Source organism: Methanoculleus sp. UBA208 (genome assembly GCF_002498065.1).
Lineage (GTDB): Archaea > Halobacteriota > Methanomicrobia > Methanomicrobiales > Methanoculleaceae > Methanoculleus.
Genome location: NZ_DAFZ01000119.1, coordinates 34,684 through 50,109, shown reverse-complemented (window position 1 = coordinate 50,109; position 15,426 = coordinate 34,684). Strand labels below are relative to the sequence as shown.

17 protein-coding genes are annotated in these 15,426 nt (G+C 63.5%); 7 read left to right on the top strand and 10 right to left on the bottom strand.

Annotation, left to right across the window (positions count from 1 at the left end; all coding sequences use genetic code 11):
- Positions 1–961: 961 nt before the first annotated feature.
- A complete protein-coding gene (locus BRA62_RS12610) occupies positions 962–1,099 on the bottom strand; it encodes a hypothetical protein (RefSeq protein WP_292367147.1) in 138 nt (45 codons plus the stop codon).
- A 342-nt stretch (positions 1,100–1,441) separates the two neighbouring features.
- Between BRA62_RS12610 and BRA62_RS12605 the strand changes: the two genes are divergently transcribed.
- A complete protein-coding gene (locus BRA62_RS12605; protein WP_292367146.1) occupies positions 1,442–2,344 on the top strand; it encodes a 2-phospho-L-lactate transferase CofD family protein in 903 nt (300 codons plus the stop codon).
- A gap of 73 nt (positions 2,345–2,417) precedes the next feature.
- Positions 2,418–3,320, top strand: a complete 903-nt coding sequence (gene cofD, locus BRA62_RS12600) for a 2-phospho-L-lactate transferase (protein WP_292367144.1) — start codon at positions 2,418–2,420, stop codon at positions 3,318–3,320.
- A gap of 5 nt (positions 3,321–3,325) precedes the next feature.
- Here cofD and nifU read toward each other — a convergent pair whose 3' ends face one another.
- From nifU to BRA62_RS12570, 6 genes are read right to left on the bottom strand one after another with little or no spacing between them, the layout of a single operon-like run.
- Entirely contained in the window at positions 3,326–3,715 is a 390-nt protein-coding gene (nifU, locus tag BRA62_RS12595) for a Fe-S cluster assembly scaffold protein NifU (protein ID WP_292367149.1), read from the bottom strand.
- A gap of 9 nt (positions 3,716–3,724) precedes the next feature.
- The gene (locus BRA62_RS12590; protein ID WP_292367142.1) at positions 3,725–4,879 is read right to left on the bottom strand and encodes a cysteine desulfurase family protein; all 1,155 of its coding nucleotides are present in this window, start codon (positions 4,877–4,879) and stop codon (positions 3,725–3,727) included.
- A 12-nt stretch (positions 4,880–4,891) separates the two neighbouring features.
- Complete coding sequence (locus tag BRA62_RS12585; protein WP_292367140.1) at positions 4,892–5,251, bottom strand: DsrE family protein; 360 nt, start codon at positions 5,249–5,251, stop codon at positions 4,892–4,894.
- Between the two features lie 5 nt (positions 5,252–5,256).
- On the bottom strand, positions 5,257–5,448 hold the full coding sequence (locus tag BRA62_RS12580; RefSeq protein WP_292367138.1) for a sulfurtransferase TusA family protein: 192 nt from the start codon (positions 5,446–5,448) through the stop codon (positions 5,257–5,259).
- A gap of 18 nt (positions 5,449–5,466) precedes the next feature.
- A complete protein-coding gene (locus BRA62_RS12575; RefSeq protein WP_292367136.1) occupies positions 5,467–5,715 on the bottom strand; it encodes a sulfurtransferase TusA family protein in 249 nt (82 codons plus the stop codon).
- Between the two features lie 10 nt (positions 5,716–5,725).
- On the bottom strand, positions 5,726–6,064 hold the full coding sequence (locus BRA62_RS12570) for a sulfurtransferase TusA family protein (protein WP_292367135.1): 339 nt from the start codon (positions 6,062–6,064) through the stop codon (positions 5,726–5,728).
- A gap of 344 nt (positions 6,065–6,408) precedes the next feature.
- Between BRA62_RS12570 and BRA62_RS12565 the strand changes: the two genes are divergently transcribed.
- The 3 genes from BRA62_RS12565 (at position 6,409) to BRA62_RS12555 (ending at position 9,260) form a co-directional block, all read left to right on the top strand.
- A complete protein-coding gene (locus BRA62_RS12565) occupies positions 6,409–6,951 on the top strand; it encodes a pyruvoyl-dependent arginine decarboxylase (RefSeq protein ID WP_292367133.1) in 543 nt (180 codons plus the stop codon).
- Positions 6,952–7,071: 120 nt separating this feature from the next.
- Entirely contained in the window at positions 7,072–8,361 is a 1,290-nt protein-coding gene (gene aspS, locus BRA62_RS12560; protein WP_292367131.1) for an aspartate--tRNA(Asn) ligase, read from the top strand.
- Positions 8,358–9,260, top strand: coding sequence for a methionine synthase (locus BRA62_RS12555; RefSeq protein ID WP_292367129.1), 903 nt, complete (start codon positions 8,358–8,360; stop codon positions 9,258–9,260). The genes aspS and BRA62_RS12555 overlap by 4 nt, the downstream gene beginning before the upstream one ends.
- Here BRA62_RS12555 and BRA62_RS12550 read toward each other — a convergent pair.
- Together BRA62_RS12550 and BRA62_RS12545 are read right to left on the bottom strand one after the other, a co-directional pair.
- Positions 9,257–9,841 (bottom strand): RAD55 family ATPase, encoded by a 585-nt coding sequence (locus tag BRA62_RS12550; RefSeq protein ID WP_292367127.1) that lies wholly within the window; start codon positions 9,839–9,841, stop codon positions 9,257–9,259. The two genes, BRA62_RS12555 and BRA62_RS12550, sit on opposite strands and share 4 nt — an antisense overlap.
- A gap of 65 nt (positions 9,842–9,906) precedes the next feature.
- Positions 9,907–11,460 carry a class I adenylate-forming enzyme family protein gene (locus tag BRA62_RS12545; protein WP_292367126.1) on the bottom strand — a complete coding sequence of 518 codons (1,554 nt, stop codon included), beginning with the start codon at positions 11,458–11,460 and terminating at the stop codon, positions 9,907–9,909.
- Positions 11,461–11,982: 522 nt separating this feature from the next.
- Here BRA62_RS12545 and BRA62_RS12540 point away from each other — a divergent pair.
- Positions 11,983–12,453 (top strand): GNAT family N-acetyltransferase, encoded by a 471-nt coding sequence (locus BRA62_RS12540; protein ID WP_331519177.1) that lies wholly within the window; start codon positions 11,983–11,985, stop codon positions 12,451–12,453.
- A gap of 120 nt (positions 12,454–12,573) precedes the next feature.
- Positions 12,574–13,464, top strand: coding sequence for a CPBP family intramembrane glutamic endopeptidase (locus BRA62_RS12535; RefSeq protein WP_292367124.1), 891 nt, complete (start codon positions 12,574–12,576; stop codon positions 13,462–13,464).
- A 217-nt stretch (positions 13,465–13,681) separates the two neighbouring features.
- Here BRA62_RS12535 and BRA62_RS12530 read toward each other — a convergent pair.
- Positions 13,682–15,426 (bottom strand): AAA family ATPase (locus BRA62_RS12530; RefSeq protein ID WP_292367122.1); only part of this gene is annotated, 1,745 nt, incomplete at its 5' end.

The following is a 15,426-nucleotide window of genomic DNA, read 5'->3' as shown; positions in this document are numbered from 1 at the left end:
GGGTTGGGGGAATCAAGCGGTGGGGAGGGGTGGGGCTCGCACTCCCGAAGATCTCCGATCTTCTCGAACTCCGGACGTTCACACCTGATGGTGCTCAGACTCCGCCCACCGGGCAGTCGTTCTGCCCATGAGGGAGGTGGGCAGTAGATGGCGATAGGGCCTGCCATAAATAGTCGTCTCCTGACCAACACCGCAATGCTGACTGCCGGGAACCGTGTCGGGTCGGTGAGGCACTATATCCCAATGGTTATCGCAATCATTGGGAGCTGAGTGTGGGGACAGGGAGTCAGAGTTTCTGGGTGATGGTTACCTGCCGTCTGTCACGATGGAGGATGCGGCGGAGAGAGGTAATTGAGTTATAATAAAAACCATACTGATTTTCCACCTATGCCTACAAGTACCAACACAGTGAAAATTTCATGGCAATAATGGAGTCCGCTCCCAAGCCATACCACAGATTAGGCCCGGGAGCCCCTCCACAAACTAAGGATCTAACGTCATGTCCAGCGTTTTTCAACCGCTTTTGACACTCTGATAGTACATGTTCCTCTGAATGTTTGCCTCACAAACACTCAAGGACGATGGTAGTGTTGTGAGGTATTGTTATTAAATTTTACCCTGTCGGACAGGATCAGGTCATTCTAAAAAGTCCTTTTAATGGACGACGAACTCATCGCGCTTGAAGAGTTAAATACTCGTTATTATTTATATATTGATTGTCCCGATGATTGCCACAGCATGAGGGATGGCATAACCATACGAACAAAACTGAGGAGATACGTCATGTACAGAGAATTTGAGTTACGGATTCTTTGGATCTTCAGGATCCGCTACGTGATCTACCGCCAAGCGAGCTGAGACCAGAGTATCAGAAACCTGCCTCAGATGGTTCCACAGGCCAACTGAGGCAAATCCTCAGGAATGAAGTTAATACATTTAATTGTAACCTCAGATTAGAAAGTTACTTGTCGTCGCCCACAGGCCACAACCTTTCCTCTTGTATCCCATATCCGGCAACTACTATTGATATCCTATCCATCCGAATCTGCAACTCCTTGACCACCTCCAACCCCTTCTTCAACTGGATGCTTTCACTCACCAGGCTCTTCAAGATCTCCGAGTGGGCTGCATCCGGTACCGGAACTCTGATTGTATCTTCCGGCCTTCGACCGAGGCCATCACCGTAAGTTGCGGTTCTGCCTGCTGGCAGTAGTCTTCGAGATCGGCCTCGGAATATTTTACCCATACTCATCCGTCAGGTATCCTCGGTGCCCGGTCGGTTGAAGAGGGAGTGTCACGAGCCCTTGGCCAGCCACTGGGTTGTGCTGGTCGAGACCGTCCGCTGAGAGTCCACACTTCCAGATATCTGAACATGACCCGTCAGCCACCAGCAACTGAAACTCTTAACCCCCCAAACACCCCACATACATGACATTCAGCCATGATCACCTTCCTCTCCGGCGGAACCGGGACGCCTGCGCTCATCCGGGGCGTCCGGCAGATCCTCTACGACAGCGAGATCACCGTGGTCGCGAATACCGCCGAGGATCTCCGGGTCTCGGGGGGCCACTGTGCGCCGGATATCGACACCGCCGTCTTCCTTTTCGCCGGCATCCTCGATACCGGCCGGTGGTGGGGGATCAAGGGCGACACCTACGCCACCCATAACTACCTCCCGAAGGTGGCGGGCGGCGAACCCTTCCCGGTCGGCGACCGTGCCCGGGCCGTCCAGATCGCCCGTGCGGGTCTCCTCCGCGAGGGCCTGACCCTGACGGAGGCCGTCCGGGCGCAGTGCCGCTCGCTCAACATCGGGGCGACCGTCCTCCCGGTGACGGACGGCGATGCCGCCCTCTACGTCGATACCGGCACCGGACGCTTGGCGCTCCTCGAATACCGGATGGCCGCCGACCCCGGGACGGAGGTCCGGGAACTCGTCGGGCAAAAACCCCCGGCGATCACGGACAGGGTGCGGGCGGCGATCGAGGAAAGCGACGCCGTAGTGATCGGCCCCGCGAACCCGGCGGCGAGCATCCTCCCAATCCTCGACTGCGGCGGGATGCGGGACCTCCTCCTTGAGAAGTTCGTCGTCGCTGTCTCGCCGTTTTCGGGCGGCGTCGCCCCGGACCAGAAAGACGCCGCCCTCATGTACGCCGTCGGCGAACCCCCCACCGCTCCCGCGGTCTCCCGGCTGTACGGGGATATCGTCGACGTCTTCGTCCAGGACATCCACGACCCCGACGACGTCCCCGGATCGCTCCGCCTCGAAACCCGCCTGATGCACGAGCGGCAGGCCGAATCGCTCGCCTGGGACATCATGGCGGTCATACGCCACGCAATTTCTTAAAAATGGGGCGTTGACCATCCGGCAGAGTTTGGGAAAATTCATATACGGTTGCACTTGAAACGCTAATTATTCTATGATAACCTTCTTCTCGGGCGGGACCGGAACCCCGAAGCTCCTCCGCGGGGTGCGGGAGCTGCTGGACGACAGGGATATCGCGGTCGTCGTCAACACGGCCGAGGACACGTGGCTCTCCGGCAACCACCTCTCGCCCGACATCGATACGGTCATGTACCTCTTCGCGGGCATCCTTGATACCAACCGGTGGTGGGGAATCAAGAGCGACTCCTACATCACCCACGACCTCCTCGCGAGACTCGGCACCGACGAGTACATCGCCGTCGGCGACCAGGACCGGGCGATCCACGTTGCGCGAGGGGAGATGATCCGGAGCGGCGTGCGGCTGACGGAGGCGACTGCTGAGCTCTGCCGCACCCTGGGTATCCGTGCGACAGTCCTCCCGATGACCGACTCCGTCGTGACGACCTATGTCCGGACGCCCCGTGGCGAGATACACTTCCAGGAGTACTGGGTGAAGCACCGGGGAGACGTGGCGATCGACGGCGTGGTCCGCCGGTCCCGTGAGCCGCCGGCAGCGACCGACGAAGTCATCGGAGCGATCGAGGCGAGCGACGCCGTGGTGATCGGCCCGAGCAACCCGGTCACGAGCATATCGCCGATCCTCGAATGCGCCGGGGTGCGGGAGGCGCTCCGCCGGCAGCGCGTCATCGCGGTCAGCCCCTTCATCGGGGATACGCCGGTCAGCGGCCCGGCATCGGCCCTGATGCGGGCGTTCGGAAAAGAGGCATCGTCCGCCGGGACATACGGTCTCTACGAGGACTTCGTGGACGTCTTCATCCAGGATACCCGGGACCCGGTCGGGCTTGAAGGCGCGTTGCGCCTGGACACCCTCATGGTCAACCGGGGCAAGAGCCTCGACCTTGCAAAGAGCATCCTGACCCTGATCTACGGGTGCTAGTCCCCTCACCCTTTCTTCTGCTTCTCCCGGTAATCCTCTATCGCCGCGTGGAGCGCGTCCGCCGCGAGGTTCGAGCAGTGCATCTTCCGGGGCGGCAGCCCCTCGAGTTCGGTCGCCACGTCGTCGCGGGTGATCTTCATCGCCTCGTCGAGCGTCTTTCCCCTGGCGAGATCGGTCACCATGCTGCTCGTCGCGATCGCCGACCCGCACCCGAACGTCCGGAACCTGATATCCTCGATGACGTCGTCCCTGACCTTGATGAAGATCTCCATGAGGTCGCCGCAGACGGGGTTGCCGACCTTCCCGTAGCCGTCCGGGTTCTCGATCACCCCGACGTTGTGTGGGTTCATGAAGTGCTCCATCACCTTCTGGCTGTATCCGATCTGGTCTGCCAAATTCTTCACCTACAGCGGTGTAATAGCCCGCAGGCGTTTAACTGTTTCTTCGACGGCCCCGACGATCCGGGGCACCTGGTCGACGCTGTTTCCGCGCCCGAGCGTCGCGACCATCGACCCGTGCGCCTCCTCGTGGGCGAGCCCGATGGCGAGGAGGACGTGGGAGGCCTCGAGCGTCCGGGAGGTGCACGCCGAACCGGTGGCGACCGCGATCCCGAGCATGTCCATGGCGAGCTGGATGCTCTCGCCCTCGATCCGGGAGAACCGGAAACTGGCGTGGTGGGGAAGCCGCTCCGTCGGGTGGCCGGTCAGGTAGGCCTCCTCGACCGACGTGACACCGGAAATAAGCCGGTCCCGGATCGCGGCGAGACGCCTGCTCTCCCCCGGCATCTCCTCCTTCGCGAGCCGGGCGGCCTCTCCCATGCAGGCGATCCCGACGACGTTCTCGGTCCCGGGCCGGAGGCCGCGTTCCTGCCCGCCCCCGACGAGGACCGGCTGGACCCGGACCCCCGGGCGGATGTAGAGCGCCCCCGTCCCCTGCAGCCCGCCGAGCTGGTTTCCGGAGAGGGTGAGGAGGTCGATGCCGTCACGCTCCACGTCGATCGGCATCCTCCCCGCGGCATCGGCGGCGTCCACGTGGAGGAGCCCTCCCCGGTCGTGGACGATCTCCGCCGCCTCCCGGATCGGCTCGATCGTCCCGATCTCGTTGTTCGCGTAATGGACCGACGTGACGACCGTCTCCGGGGTGACCGCCGTACCGAGGGCGTCGAGATCGATAGTGCCGTAGCGGTCGACCGGAGCCAGCGTGAGGGAAAACCCGGTCTTCTGGAGGTCTTTTGCCGGGTTCAGCACGGATATGTGCTCGATGGCGCTCGCGACGACATGCTTCCCCGACTTTTTGTTCCGGAGCGCGGCCCCCCGTACGGCGATGTTGTTTGCCTCGGTCGCCCCGCTGCAAAAGACGATCGATTCCGCGGCGCTCGCCCCGATGAGCGCCGCCACCTTCTCGCGTGCCCCCGAGACGGCCTCCTGCGCCAAAAGCCCCTCCCGGTAGAGCGTCGAGGGGTTGCCGGCGAAACCGTCCGGGAACTGCCGCCCGAACGAAAGGACCTCCGGCCGGACCGGCATCGCCGCCGCGTGGTCGAGATAAATCCGATCTTCCATTCCTGCAGCCTCTTAAAACGTGATGACCACTTCGGCGTCGACCGCGAGGTCGTTCAAGGTGAGCGCGCCCACGACCTGTCCCTCTTCGATGAAGTCGCCCCGTTCCATGCCGAGGAGCTGGGTGCTCTGCTCGCAGATGTAGATCTTTGCCCCGGAAACGATCGCCTGATACATGATCTCCGAGAGTTTCGGGAAGTTCCCGACCTTGATCTCCTCCGCAGCACCCTTCTTGACGACCGTCACCCCCTTGATCATGAAGTAGATGTCGGCATCCATGTCCATGCTCCGCGCCGTCATCGCGAGGACGAACGGTGCGTACAGCCTCTCGGGGGTATCGGTGCCACTGGTCTGAACATAAAGTATTCTTGCCATACGTCTCAGCCTCCTTTCCTGATCAGGAACGTGGCCTTCCCTCCGGCCTTCTCCTCGCCCACGATCTCGCGACCCATCCGCCGCGCCCGGACCCGGACGTCCACCTCGACCCTCAGGGTCCCGCCGCTTGAGAGCCGGTCCATTCCCTCTTCGAGCAGGATGACGGGCGCCCGGCAGCAGGCTCCCCCGGCATCCACGTAGCGGCGTCCATCCGATCACTTCGCCTCTACCGCTGCCGTCCTTCCCTTGCGCACGATGAGGGTTTTCACACCCGAGGCGACGTGCTCCTCCTCGATCGTATGCCCGCTCTCGCCGGCCCAGGCCCTGACCGCCTCGACGAGGTCCGGTTTGTCGGTTGTGACCTGCAGGATCTGGCCTGCATCGAGCGTTTCCATCTCTTCCTCGATAGAGAGCATGGGCGCCTGGCAGATGCCGACACAATTTACCGTCTTATCCGCGTACATTCGTCTCACCTCACTTCATCTTCCTGATGGAGAACCGCATGGCTCCGTCATCCTTCTCGAACTTCACGATCTCGTGCCCCACCCGGTTCGCCCAGCGCCGGATATCCTCCTCCGCGGCGGGGTCGTCCGCCTCGACCAGGAGCACCTCGCCGACGTCGAGCTTCTCGATCGCCTCTTTGGTCATCGTGATCGGCATGGGGCAGTAGAGCCCGATGCAATCCACGACCGCCGCGGGTTTCTCTTCCTCTTCCATCTCTTCACCTTCCGTTGCGGGGCGCGCGTGGGGATCCGGGTGCCGTGACGGGTCGGCGGCACGCTCCCGGATGCACCGGATGCTGCACCATCGCATATAAGCGTTCCTCCGGAGATGCCCGGGGGCGGGACTCGCGGAATCGCTTGAGAACGGTCCTCCCGCTGATGAAAGAGCCGCGGGTGCGCCCCTCCCTTCCCTCCGCAGGCTCGCGGGGTTTTTCCGATACTGATCGTTGCGGTAACGATTCCAGCGCACACTGTTCTGCAGGGGAAGATCGGCGGATCCGGACGGCTGAAATTCCGTGTTTTTTCGCATAGTTTCCGCACTTCCCTGAAATATCCCCCTGGAATAACAAAAGGGGTAAAAAATTTGCTCATTTTTTAATTTGTGACTGTTATTACCGAAAATTTTAAAAAAACCAAACGATAAGAAGATCCCTAATGTTCGTTCCGACCAAGTGTTTCTTTACGAAAGGTGTGGGCATCCACAAAGACAAACTGGCATCGTTCGAGCTGGCTCTCAGGCAGGCAGGCATCGAGAAGTACAACCTGGTCTATGTCTCAAGTATCTTTCCCCCGAACTGCCAGCTGGTCTCAAAGGAGGAGGGCTTGAAAGAGCTATCTCCAGGCAGCATCGTCTACGTCGTCATGGCCCGGAACGAGACCAACGAACCGAGCAGGCTTGTCTCCGCTGCTGTCGGCCACGCGATGCCCAAGGAGAGCAACGCCTACGGCTACCTCTCCGAGCACCACGCCTTCGGCGAGACGGAAGAAGTCTCGGGCGAATACGCAGAAGACCTTGCGGCAACCATGCTCGCAACAACGCTCGGGGTTGAGTTCGACCCCGACAAAGCGTGGCAGGAACGGGAACAGATCTACAAGGCGAGCGGCCGGATCATCAGCACGACCCACATCTGCCAGGCGGCGGAGGGGGTTATGGACGGCCGCTGGATGACGGTCCTCGCCGCGGCAGTCTTCCTCTAAGGGCCGCACTTCCGGGGGCGGCCGTTCCTTTTCCCGCGGCCGCCCCACCGGAGCGCTCTCCCGGGGAGGAGCGCAAAACAAAATACCTCTCCGGACCCACACTGTATCCAGGTTTTTCATATGCGTCTACCAATACGGGCCGTAACCCCGGAAACCGAGTCTGCCGAGATCGTCGGCTGGGTGCACGAGGTCCGCGATCTCGGAGGACTCTCGTTCTTCCTGATCCGCGACCGGACCGGCATCATCCAGGTGACCATCCCGAAGAAGAAGGTCCCGGCAGAGATCCTCGATGTCGCCCGGAGCGTCTCGAGAGAGTCCGTGGTCAGGGTCCAGGGCACAGTCAAAGCAATCGAGAAAGCACCCGGCGGGCGCGAGATCGTCCCCGAGGAGCTTGAGATCATCAGCATCGCAGAGAGCCCGCTCCCGCTCGACGTCGCCGAGAAGGTGCCCGCCGAGATGGACACCCGGCTCGACTCCCGATTCCTCGACGCGAGGAAACCGCGTGTCCGCGCCATCTTCTTCATCCGCTCGGCGGTGACCTGCGCCGCGACCGCGTTCCTCGCCTCCCGGGGCTGTGTCAACATCGCCACCCCGAAGATCGTCGCGGCGGCGACAGAGGGGGGTACGGAACTCTTCCCGATCGCCTACTTTGAGAAAGAGGCGTTCATGAACCAGAGCCCGCAGCTCTATAAGCAGATGATGATGGCTGCGGGGTTCGAGGGGGTCTTCGAGCTCGGCCCCATCTTCCGCGCCGAGGAGCACAACACCGTCCGGCACCTCAACGAGGCGACGAGCCTCGATGTCGAGGTCTCGTTTGCCGACCACAACGATGTCATGGAACTTCTCGAAGACCTTATCGTGTATGTCTACGACTACGTGGCGATGAACTGTGCTGAGCACCTCGCGGAACTGGGCGTCGATCTCGCGGTTCCGGCAAAGCCGTTCCCGCGTATCCCCTACGCGGAGGCGATCGAGATCGCGAACCGCACCGTTGAAGAGAAGATCGCCTTCGACGACGACCTCTCCCCGGCGGCCGAGCGGGCGATCGGCGACGCGATCGGGGGCCACTACTTCGTCGTCGACTGGCCGACCGATATTCGGCCCTACTACGCGATGCCCTACCCCGACCGCCCCGAGTTCTGCAAGGCGTTCGACCTGATGCACCCGAGGATGGAACTCTCCTCCGGGGCCCAGCGTGTTCACGACCACGACCTCCTGGTGGAGCGGATCCGTGCGAAGGGCTTATCTCCCGAGAGCTTCGAGTTCTACTTGAAGACGTTCCGCTACGGGATGCCCCCGCACGCCGGGTGGGGGCTCGGCATCGAGCGCCTGGTGATGACGATGCTCGACCTCCCTAACATCCGCGAGGCGGTGCTCTTCCCGCGTGACCGGCACAGACTGACCCCATGACGTTGATAAGCAAGCGCCTGCCCACCACGGTGGTCGGGAGCTACCCGGTGGTGAAAGGCTCGGGCGTTCGCGCCCTCATGGACCCGCTGAAGCATGCAGTGGAGGTAGCGGTCGCCGACCAGGTTGCCGCCGGGATCGATATCATCTCAGACGGCCAGGTCCGGGGCGACATGATCCGCGCCTTCACCTCCCACCTCCCCGGCATCCGCGGCTCTTCGGTCGTCGGGAAGGTCCAGCCGGCCCAGCGCCCCATCACGCTTGCGGATACGAAGTATGCACTCTCGCGGCACCCGAAGGTGAAGGGGATCCTCACCGGGCCGAGCACGCTCGCACACGGCCTCTCGATCGAGACCCCGTTCTACCGGAACAAGGACGAACTGGTCCTGGACCTCGCCCAGGCGCTTGCGGTCGAGGCGGGCTACATCCAGGACGCCGGGGTCACGCTCATCCAGATCGACGAGCCCATCTTCTCCACGGGGGCCGCAAACCTCGCCGTCGGCCGTGAAGCGGTGAACGCGATCGCAGGGAGGCTCCGGGTGCCGGTATGCCTCCACGTCTGCGGGAGCCTCGGGACGGTCATCGACGACGTTCTCAAAACAAACGTCGCCGTATTCGATTTTGAGTTCGCGAACAACCCCGGAAACCTTGAGGTGCTTTCGGAGAAAGACCTGCGCGGCCGGATGATCGGCTACGGGTGTGTGGACTCGGCCGATCCCGGCGTCGAGAGTGTCGAGACCATCAAAAAAAGAATCGAGGCCGGGGTCGATGTATTCTCGCCGGAAGCCATGCTCGTCGACCCGGACTGCGGGCTGCGGATGCAGTCGCGGGATGCAGCGCTCGGAAAACTGAAAAATATGGTTGTTGCGGCGGGCGAGGTCCGGGCCGAGTATACCGGCTAGACCACCCTGCTGGTCGTCGAGAGCTCGAGCCCCTCCGCCGTGATATGGTAGGGGATCACCCGTTGCGGCACGTCCGAATCCCTGAGTTTTTCAATGGCGAGCGTCCGCTCGAACTCGTTTCCGTGGATCTGGTGCCTGAGGGTGAGGAAGACGTCTGCGGCACGCATCAGCCGCGCCTCCTCGTGAGGAGTGTGCAGGCCGGTGTAGAGGATGTATGCAATGTTCGCGCCTCCCTCGATGAGCGCGCGGGTATCCTCGAGGACGAACCCGACGGCCGCATCGATACCCCAGGCGGCGATCAGCGTGGAGAGAGAGTCCACGACGATCCTTTCGCCCTGCATGGCCCCGGCCATCGCCGCGGCGTCCATGCCCCGTGCGTCGGTCATGCCCTCGCCCGGCGCGGTATCGAGCATCAGGTACGTACCTTTTCCCTCTCCCGCCTGCCAGAACTGCTGTGCCAGGAGTTCGAGACCGCTCAGGGGAGATCCGGAGATGATTATGCGGGAGCCCGGCGGAAATCCCCCGTCGAGTGCAAGATCCAGGCCCGCGATCCCTGTAGACTGTCTGATAGTGTCTGCCACGTCTGTACCTCGGTGGTGTGTCCTCGAAAGTAACTATTCGCCGCCAGTTCTTTAATATTACCCGGTCAGGTGCGGGCCTGCACGCCGCCGGCGTCGCAGTACTCCTCCCGGAGGCGCTTTCTGAGGAGCTTCCACCCGTTCACCCGGGGGAGCTCGCCGGCGAGGATGACCCGGCGGGGGACCTTGTAGCCCGCGAGGCGTTCGCGGGCGAAGGCGACGATCTCGTCGGGAGTGACACCTTCGCCCGAGGGGACCACCACGGCCACCGGCACTTCGCCCCGGTGCTCGTCGCTGCACCCGAAGACCGCCGCGTCGCGGACGCCCGGGTGCTGGACGAGGACGTCTTCGACCTCGGTCGGGTAGACCTTCCAGCCCGACATCACGATCATGTCCTTTTTGCGGTCCGTGATGTAAAGCATCCCGTCCGCGTCCAGGTGGCCGACGTCGCCGGTCAGGAACCAGCCGTCGGGGAGGAAGACGGCGGCGGTCTCCTCGGGCATCTGCCAGTAGCCGAGCGCCACCCCCGGCCCGCGGAGAGCAATCTCGCCGTCAACGCCGGGGCCGAGTTCCTGCGCGGGGTCGCCGGCATCGACGATCTTCACCTCCGAGAATCCGACAGGGGTGCCGACGCTCCTGAATTCGTCGGCGGTCGCGTAGTGCTCGGGGCGGATGGCGGTCCCGGTTCCGACGACGACTGTCTCGGAGAGGCCGTAGGCGTTGACGACGGGAATACCGAACCGCTCGTGGAAGGGTTTCCAGACCCCGGGCGTCAGGGGGCCGCCGCCGCTGATCATCACCCGGGCGGTGGCGAGCGCCGTCTCGGTCCCCGGCGGGGTCTGGATGAGGGAGTGGATCACCGGCGGCATCCCGGCGACGATCGTGGCCCGGTACTCGCGGGCGAGGCCGAGGTAGCGGTCGAGATCGAACCGCTCCATGACGACGTAGGTCCCGCCGGCCCGGAGCGCCGCGATGCCCCAGCTGATGCCGACGTGCCCCATCGGGTAGATCCCGAGGTAGACATCCTCGTCGGTGATCCGGAGGACGTCCCGCTCGGCGTCCATCGCGGCGATCCAGTTCCCGTGGGTGAGCATGGCACCCTTCGGCTTTCCCGTGGTGCCGGAGGTGTACTGGATCTGGCAGAGGTCGTCGAACCGGCAGTGGGCGGCACGGCAGTCCGCCGGTGACCGGAGGAGTTCGGACCAGGGGACGGCGCCGGCCGCCTCCTCGTCGACGGCGACGACCTGCCGGAGCGCCGGCGCCCGGTCCCGGATGCGGCCGACGAGCGCCGCACCTTCGACGTCGGTGATGACGGCGACGGCACCTGCGTCGCGGAGGGCGTAGAGAACCTCGCTCTCCCGGTAGACCCGGTTCGTCGGGACGGCGACGGCGCCGATGCGCCAGAGGGCGAAGTAGCTGACGAGGTACTCCGTCGAACTATCCAGGTAAATGCAGACACGGTCCCCTCGCCCGATCCCGAGGTCAAGGAGGCCGCGCCCCACCCGGCAGACCCGGTCGAGAAGTTCTGCGCGGGTGTAGGACTCTGCGGTGGAGGGGACGATGAGAGCGGTCTTTTTTGGGTTACAGGCGTTGGCGTCGAGAAACGTGGTGCAGTTCGGCATGGATAGACTCCGGGCGGCAGGTATGCGCTTTGATGTATATGCTTGTTCATGGGCCGGTAAATAGGTTGCCCCGGGATGTGATGCGCCGATCCCGGAGGCGACAGCGTGATGGAGAGGTACGCCACCCGCAAATGCGAAGTGTGGCAAACAAAGTAATCAAAACGGGAAAAATATCACGGTGCAGTGGACCGTGGGACTATCGCCATTGGGGGGAACGACTGCCGGGACGGCAGGAGTTCGAGCACCGAAGGTGCGAAGAGGGGCTGACGAGGAGGGGGGATGCTCCCATGGGACATCGCTGGAGAAAATCGAGGTCTTGGACCGGCGACTGGCCGAAGGTGCGACGTTCCAGAGGAACGGAGCTGGAGCACCGTTTAGGTGCGGGGGCAGGAGCACAAGCACCACAGGTGCGCAGTCCCCACGAAATCCGTGCCCGGGCGCAATCGATGACTCTCCAGAGCGGGTTGCAACAAGGTCCGGACAAAAACAAAAGCAGATTACCGAACAGACAGACTGAGATATATGAAGCGTGACACGCTGCTCGTCCGGGAGGCCGTCGAGGAAGATCTCGGCGCCGTCCTCTCCCTCTATGCGCACCTGCACGATGCCGACGAGGAGGACGACGATCGTGCGCTGGAGCGAGCCTGGCGGGAGATCCTCGCCGACCCGCGGACGCATCTTTTCCTCCTCGAGTACGAAGGCGCGCCGGTCTCGACGTGCGTCCTGCACATCCTCCCGAATCTCACCCGGGGCACACGACCCTACGGGCTCGTCGAGAACGTTGTGACCCGTCGTGAGTACCGGAACCGGGGGTTCGGCACGGCCCTCCTTAACCATGCGCTGGAGAGCGCGTGGGAAGAGGACTGCTACAAGGTGATGTTGCTCACCGGCCGGAACGAACAAAACGTCTTTCGCCTCTACGAGAAGGCGGGGTTCGCGAGAGGCGTCAAGGAAGGGCTCATCGCGTACCCTCCACCGCCGGGTGGCCTGTAACCCCCACAATTCTGCTGTTGAGCACTTCCTCCGTCCGGCAGCCGCGTTTTGCCCGTGAGCGCGCACACCGGCGGGAATAAAACCTGCAGGTATATTAACCCACACGTGAGAAGGTGACACATGGCATCCTCCGCTGTCGGGCACCCTTACGACCCCCGCTCTCCGTCGACGGCACGACGGGAAGTGACCGTCTTTCTGGTGCTGGCGTTTGCTCTGAGCAGTATCGGCTGGTTCTTTACGACCCGGAGCACGGCGGCGGAGGCGCTCCTCCTCTCCACCGTCTTCACGATGTGGTGCCCGGGTATCGCCGCCGTCGTAACGCGGCTCTATTGCCAGCGGAGCCTGGAGGGATTCGGGTTCCGGGTGGGAGAGGCCCGGTGGCAGATGGTCGCGATCTTCCTCCCCATCCTCGTCGGCCTCCTGATCTTCAGCCCGGTCTGGGCGACCGGGATCGGGCCGTTTAACCATGAAGAAGCTGCAATGGTCTTCAGTATCGGGTTCATCCCGGTCTTTCTCGTCTCGATCGTCTTCAACCTCTTCGCTGCCACCGGAGAGGAGATCGGGTGGCGCGGCCTCCTCGTTCCGGAGATGGCGAAGTTCATGGGATTCACGAAGCTCGCCCTCCTCTCCAGCGCCATCTGGGCCGTGTGGCACTTCCCCCTGATCATCTTCTCCACCTACCACGGGGCAGGCCCGCTCTGGTACTCGCTCGCGGTCTTCGTTCCGTCGGTCATGGGCGCGGGGTTCGTCCTCGCCTGGCTCCGCCTCAGGTCGGGAAGCGTTATTGCGGCCGTTCTCTTCCACGGGTTCTGGAACTACTTCATCCAGCAGTTCTACCCGCTCCTCACGATGGAGACCCCGGAGTCGGTGATGATCACCGGGGAGTTCGGGTGGGCGGCCGCGGCGGTCTATATCCTCCTTGCTCTGGTCTGCTGGCACTTCCGGGGGGCTGTCGAGTCAGGAGGGGCGCGTTCATCTCCCGAACACTTAGAGCGCGTGCAGCAGTCCTGATCGTACAAAACCTCCAACGAGACAGGGAATGGGAGTGCTGAACGCTCCGCCGTTCCGACGCCGAAAGCGGTAGCCGGGTGGGCGGTTACGTTCCTCGCGGTCTGGTACGGCCGTCGGTGAGGGTGGAGAGTGTCCTCCTCCCTTCGCGACCTACCGGAGAGGAACTGTTCTCTTACCAAAAAAGTTCCCCCGGGGGCTTATCCCCCGGCAGATCCGCTCACTGGTATTCCGGGGGCTGGATCTCTTTGGGCAGCCCGCCCTTGAAGTGCTGCTGCACCTTCCCGTAGTACTGCCGCAGCCGCTCGTTCATCGTCGCGTGCACCTTATCCCGTGCCTGCTCGAAGTGCGAAAGGCTCACGACGGTGGCCCCCTCCCGCATGGCGAGCATGGCCGCCTCCCGGGCGAGCGCCTCGAGATCCGACCCGACGAACCCCTCGGTGTCGGTCGCGATCTTTTTGAGGAGCCGGTCCCGTGCCGGGTTGTCGAGGGTCACCTGCTGCTGGGAGAGGAGGTCGACGAGTTTCCTCCGCCGGATGTGGCGCTGGAGCCCTTCGTCGTCGCTTGCCGTAATAGCGGCTCGGTGCTCTCTCACTTCTTCGATGCTCACCTGGTGGTTGGCCCCCACGGCGAGAACCAGGTCCTCGAGACCGTTCTCCGAGAGCCCTTCCGTCATCGCCACGAGGTCTTCCATCGTCGAGCCCTCGAGCGGCATGTAGCGGGTGTGGATGGAAAGGATCTTCTCCCGGTCGTCCCGTCCGGGCTCGCCGATGTAGACGAGCCGGTCGAACCGTCCGGGCCGGAGCAGCGCCGGGTCGACCATGTCCGGCCGGTTGGTCGCGCCCATCACCACCACGCCCCGGAGTTCCTCGAGGCCGTCGATCTCGGTGAGGATCTGGTTTAGCACGCTCTCGACCACGTGCGACTCGGTGCCGCCGCCCCGGGCGGGGGCGAGGGCGTCCAGCTCGTCGAAGAAGATGATGGACGGCGCCACCTGCCGGGCCTTCTTGAAGATCTCGCGGACCGCCCGCTCGCTCTCGCCGACCCACTTCGAGAGGAGCTGGGGACCCTTGACCGGCACGAAGTTCACCCCGCTCTCGCTCGCGACCGCCTTTGCGATGAGGGTCTTACCCGTGCCCGGCGGGCCGTAGAGGAGGACGCCCTTCGGCGGCTCGATCCCGAGGTTCTCGAACCGCTCGCGCTCGGTGAGCGGGTACTCCACCGCCTCGCGGATATCCTGCTTCGCCTCTTCGAGTCCTCCTACGTCTCCCCAGGTGGTGTGGGGCACCTCGAGGAGAACCTCCCGCATGGCGCTCGGGCCCACATCGCGGAGAGCGTCGCGGAAGTCCCTGGCCTGCACCTCCATCTTCTCGAGGATCTCGGGAGGGATCTCCTCGGCTTCGAGATCGATCTCGGGCAGGTAGCGCCGCAACGCCTTGATCGCCGCCTCACGTGCGAGGGCGGCGAGATCCGCCCCGACGAACCCGTGGGTCTGCTGGGCGACGTCGGCAATCGCCACGTCGTCGGCAAGCGGCATGCCGCGGGTGTGGATGTGGAGCACCTGGACCCGGTCGTCTTCCGACGGGACCCCGATCTCGATCTCCCGGTCGAACCGGCCGGGACGGCGGAGGGCGGGATCGATGGCGTCGAGCCGGTTCGTGGCCCCGATCACCACGACCTGCCCCCGCTCCTCGAGCCCGTCCATCATCGTGAGGAGCTGGGCCACCACGCGCCGCTCGACCTCCCCGGTCACCTCTTCGCGCCGGGGAGCGATCGAGTCGAGCTCGTCGATGAAGATGATGGCGGGCGCGTGCTGCCGTGCGTCCTCAAAGACCTCACGGAGCCGCTGCTCGCTCTCGCCGTAGTACTTCGAAATAACCTCCGGCCCCGCGATCGAGATGAAGTGGGCTCCGCTCTCGCTCGCGACCGCCTTTGCGATGAGAGTCTTACCCGTGCCCGGCGGGC

Excerpts from the sequence above, each read along its gene's own strand:
- BRA62_RS12605 (WP_292367146.1), top strand. The coding sequence starts at position 1,442 with ATGATCACCTTCCTCTCCGGCGGAACCGGGACGCCTGCGCTCATCCGG.
- cofD (WP_292367144.1), top strand. The coding sequence starts at position 2,418 with ATGATAACCTTCTTCTCGGGCGGGACCGGAACCCCGAAGCTCCTCCGC.
- BRA62_RS12590 (WP_292367142.1), bottom strand. The coding sequence starts at position 4,879 with ATGGAAGATCGGATTTATCTCGACCACGCGGCGGCGATGCCGGTCCGG.
- BRA62_RS12585 (WP_292367140.1), bottom strand. The coding sequence starts at position 5,251 with ATGGCAAGAATACTTTATGTTCAGACCAGTGGCACCGATACCCCCGAG.
- BRA62_RS12575 (WP_292367136.1), bottom strand. The coding sequence starts at position 5,715 with ATGTACGCGGATAAGACGGTAAATTGTGTCGGCATCTGCCAGGCGCCC.
- BRA62_RS12570 (WP_292367135.1), bottom strand. The coding sequence starts at position 6,064 with ATGCGATGGTGCAGCATCCGGTGCATCCGGGAGCGTGCCGCCGACCCG.
- BRA62_RS12565 (WP_292367133.1), top strand. The coding sequence starts at position 6,409 with ATGTTCGTTCCGACCAAGTGTTTCTTTACGAAAGGTGTGGGCATCCAC.
- aspS (WP_292367131.1), top strand. The coding sequence starts at position 7,072 with ATGCGTCTACCAATACGGGCCGTAACCCCGGAAACCGAGTCTGCCGAG.
- BRA62_RS12555 (WP_292367129.1), top strand. The coding sequence starts at position 8,358 with ATGACGTTGATAAGCAAGCGCCTGCCCACCACGGTGGTCGGGAGCTAC.
- BRA62_RS12545 (WP_292367126.1), bottom strand. The coding sequence starts at position 11,460 with ATGCCGAACTGCACCACGTTTCTCGACGCCAACGCCTGTAACCCAAAA.
- BRA62_RS12540 (WP_331519177.1), top strand. The coding sequence starts at position 11,983 with ATGAAGCGTGACACGCTGCTCGTCCGGGAGGCCGTCGAGGAAGATCTC.
- BRA62_RS12535 (WP_292367124.1), top strand. The coding sequence starts at position 12,574 with ATGGCATCCTCCGCTGTCGGGCACCCTTACGACCCCCGCTCTCCGTCG.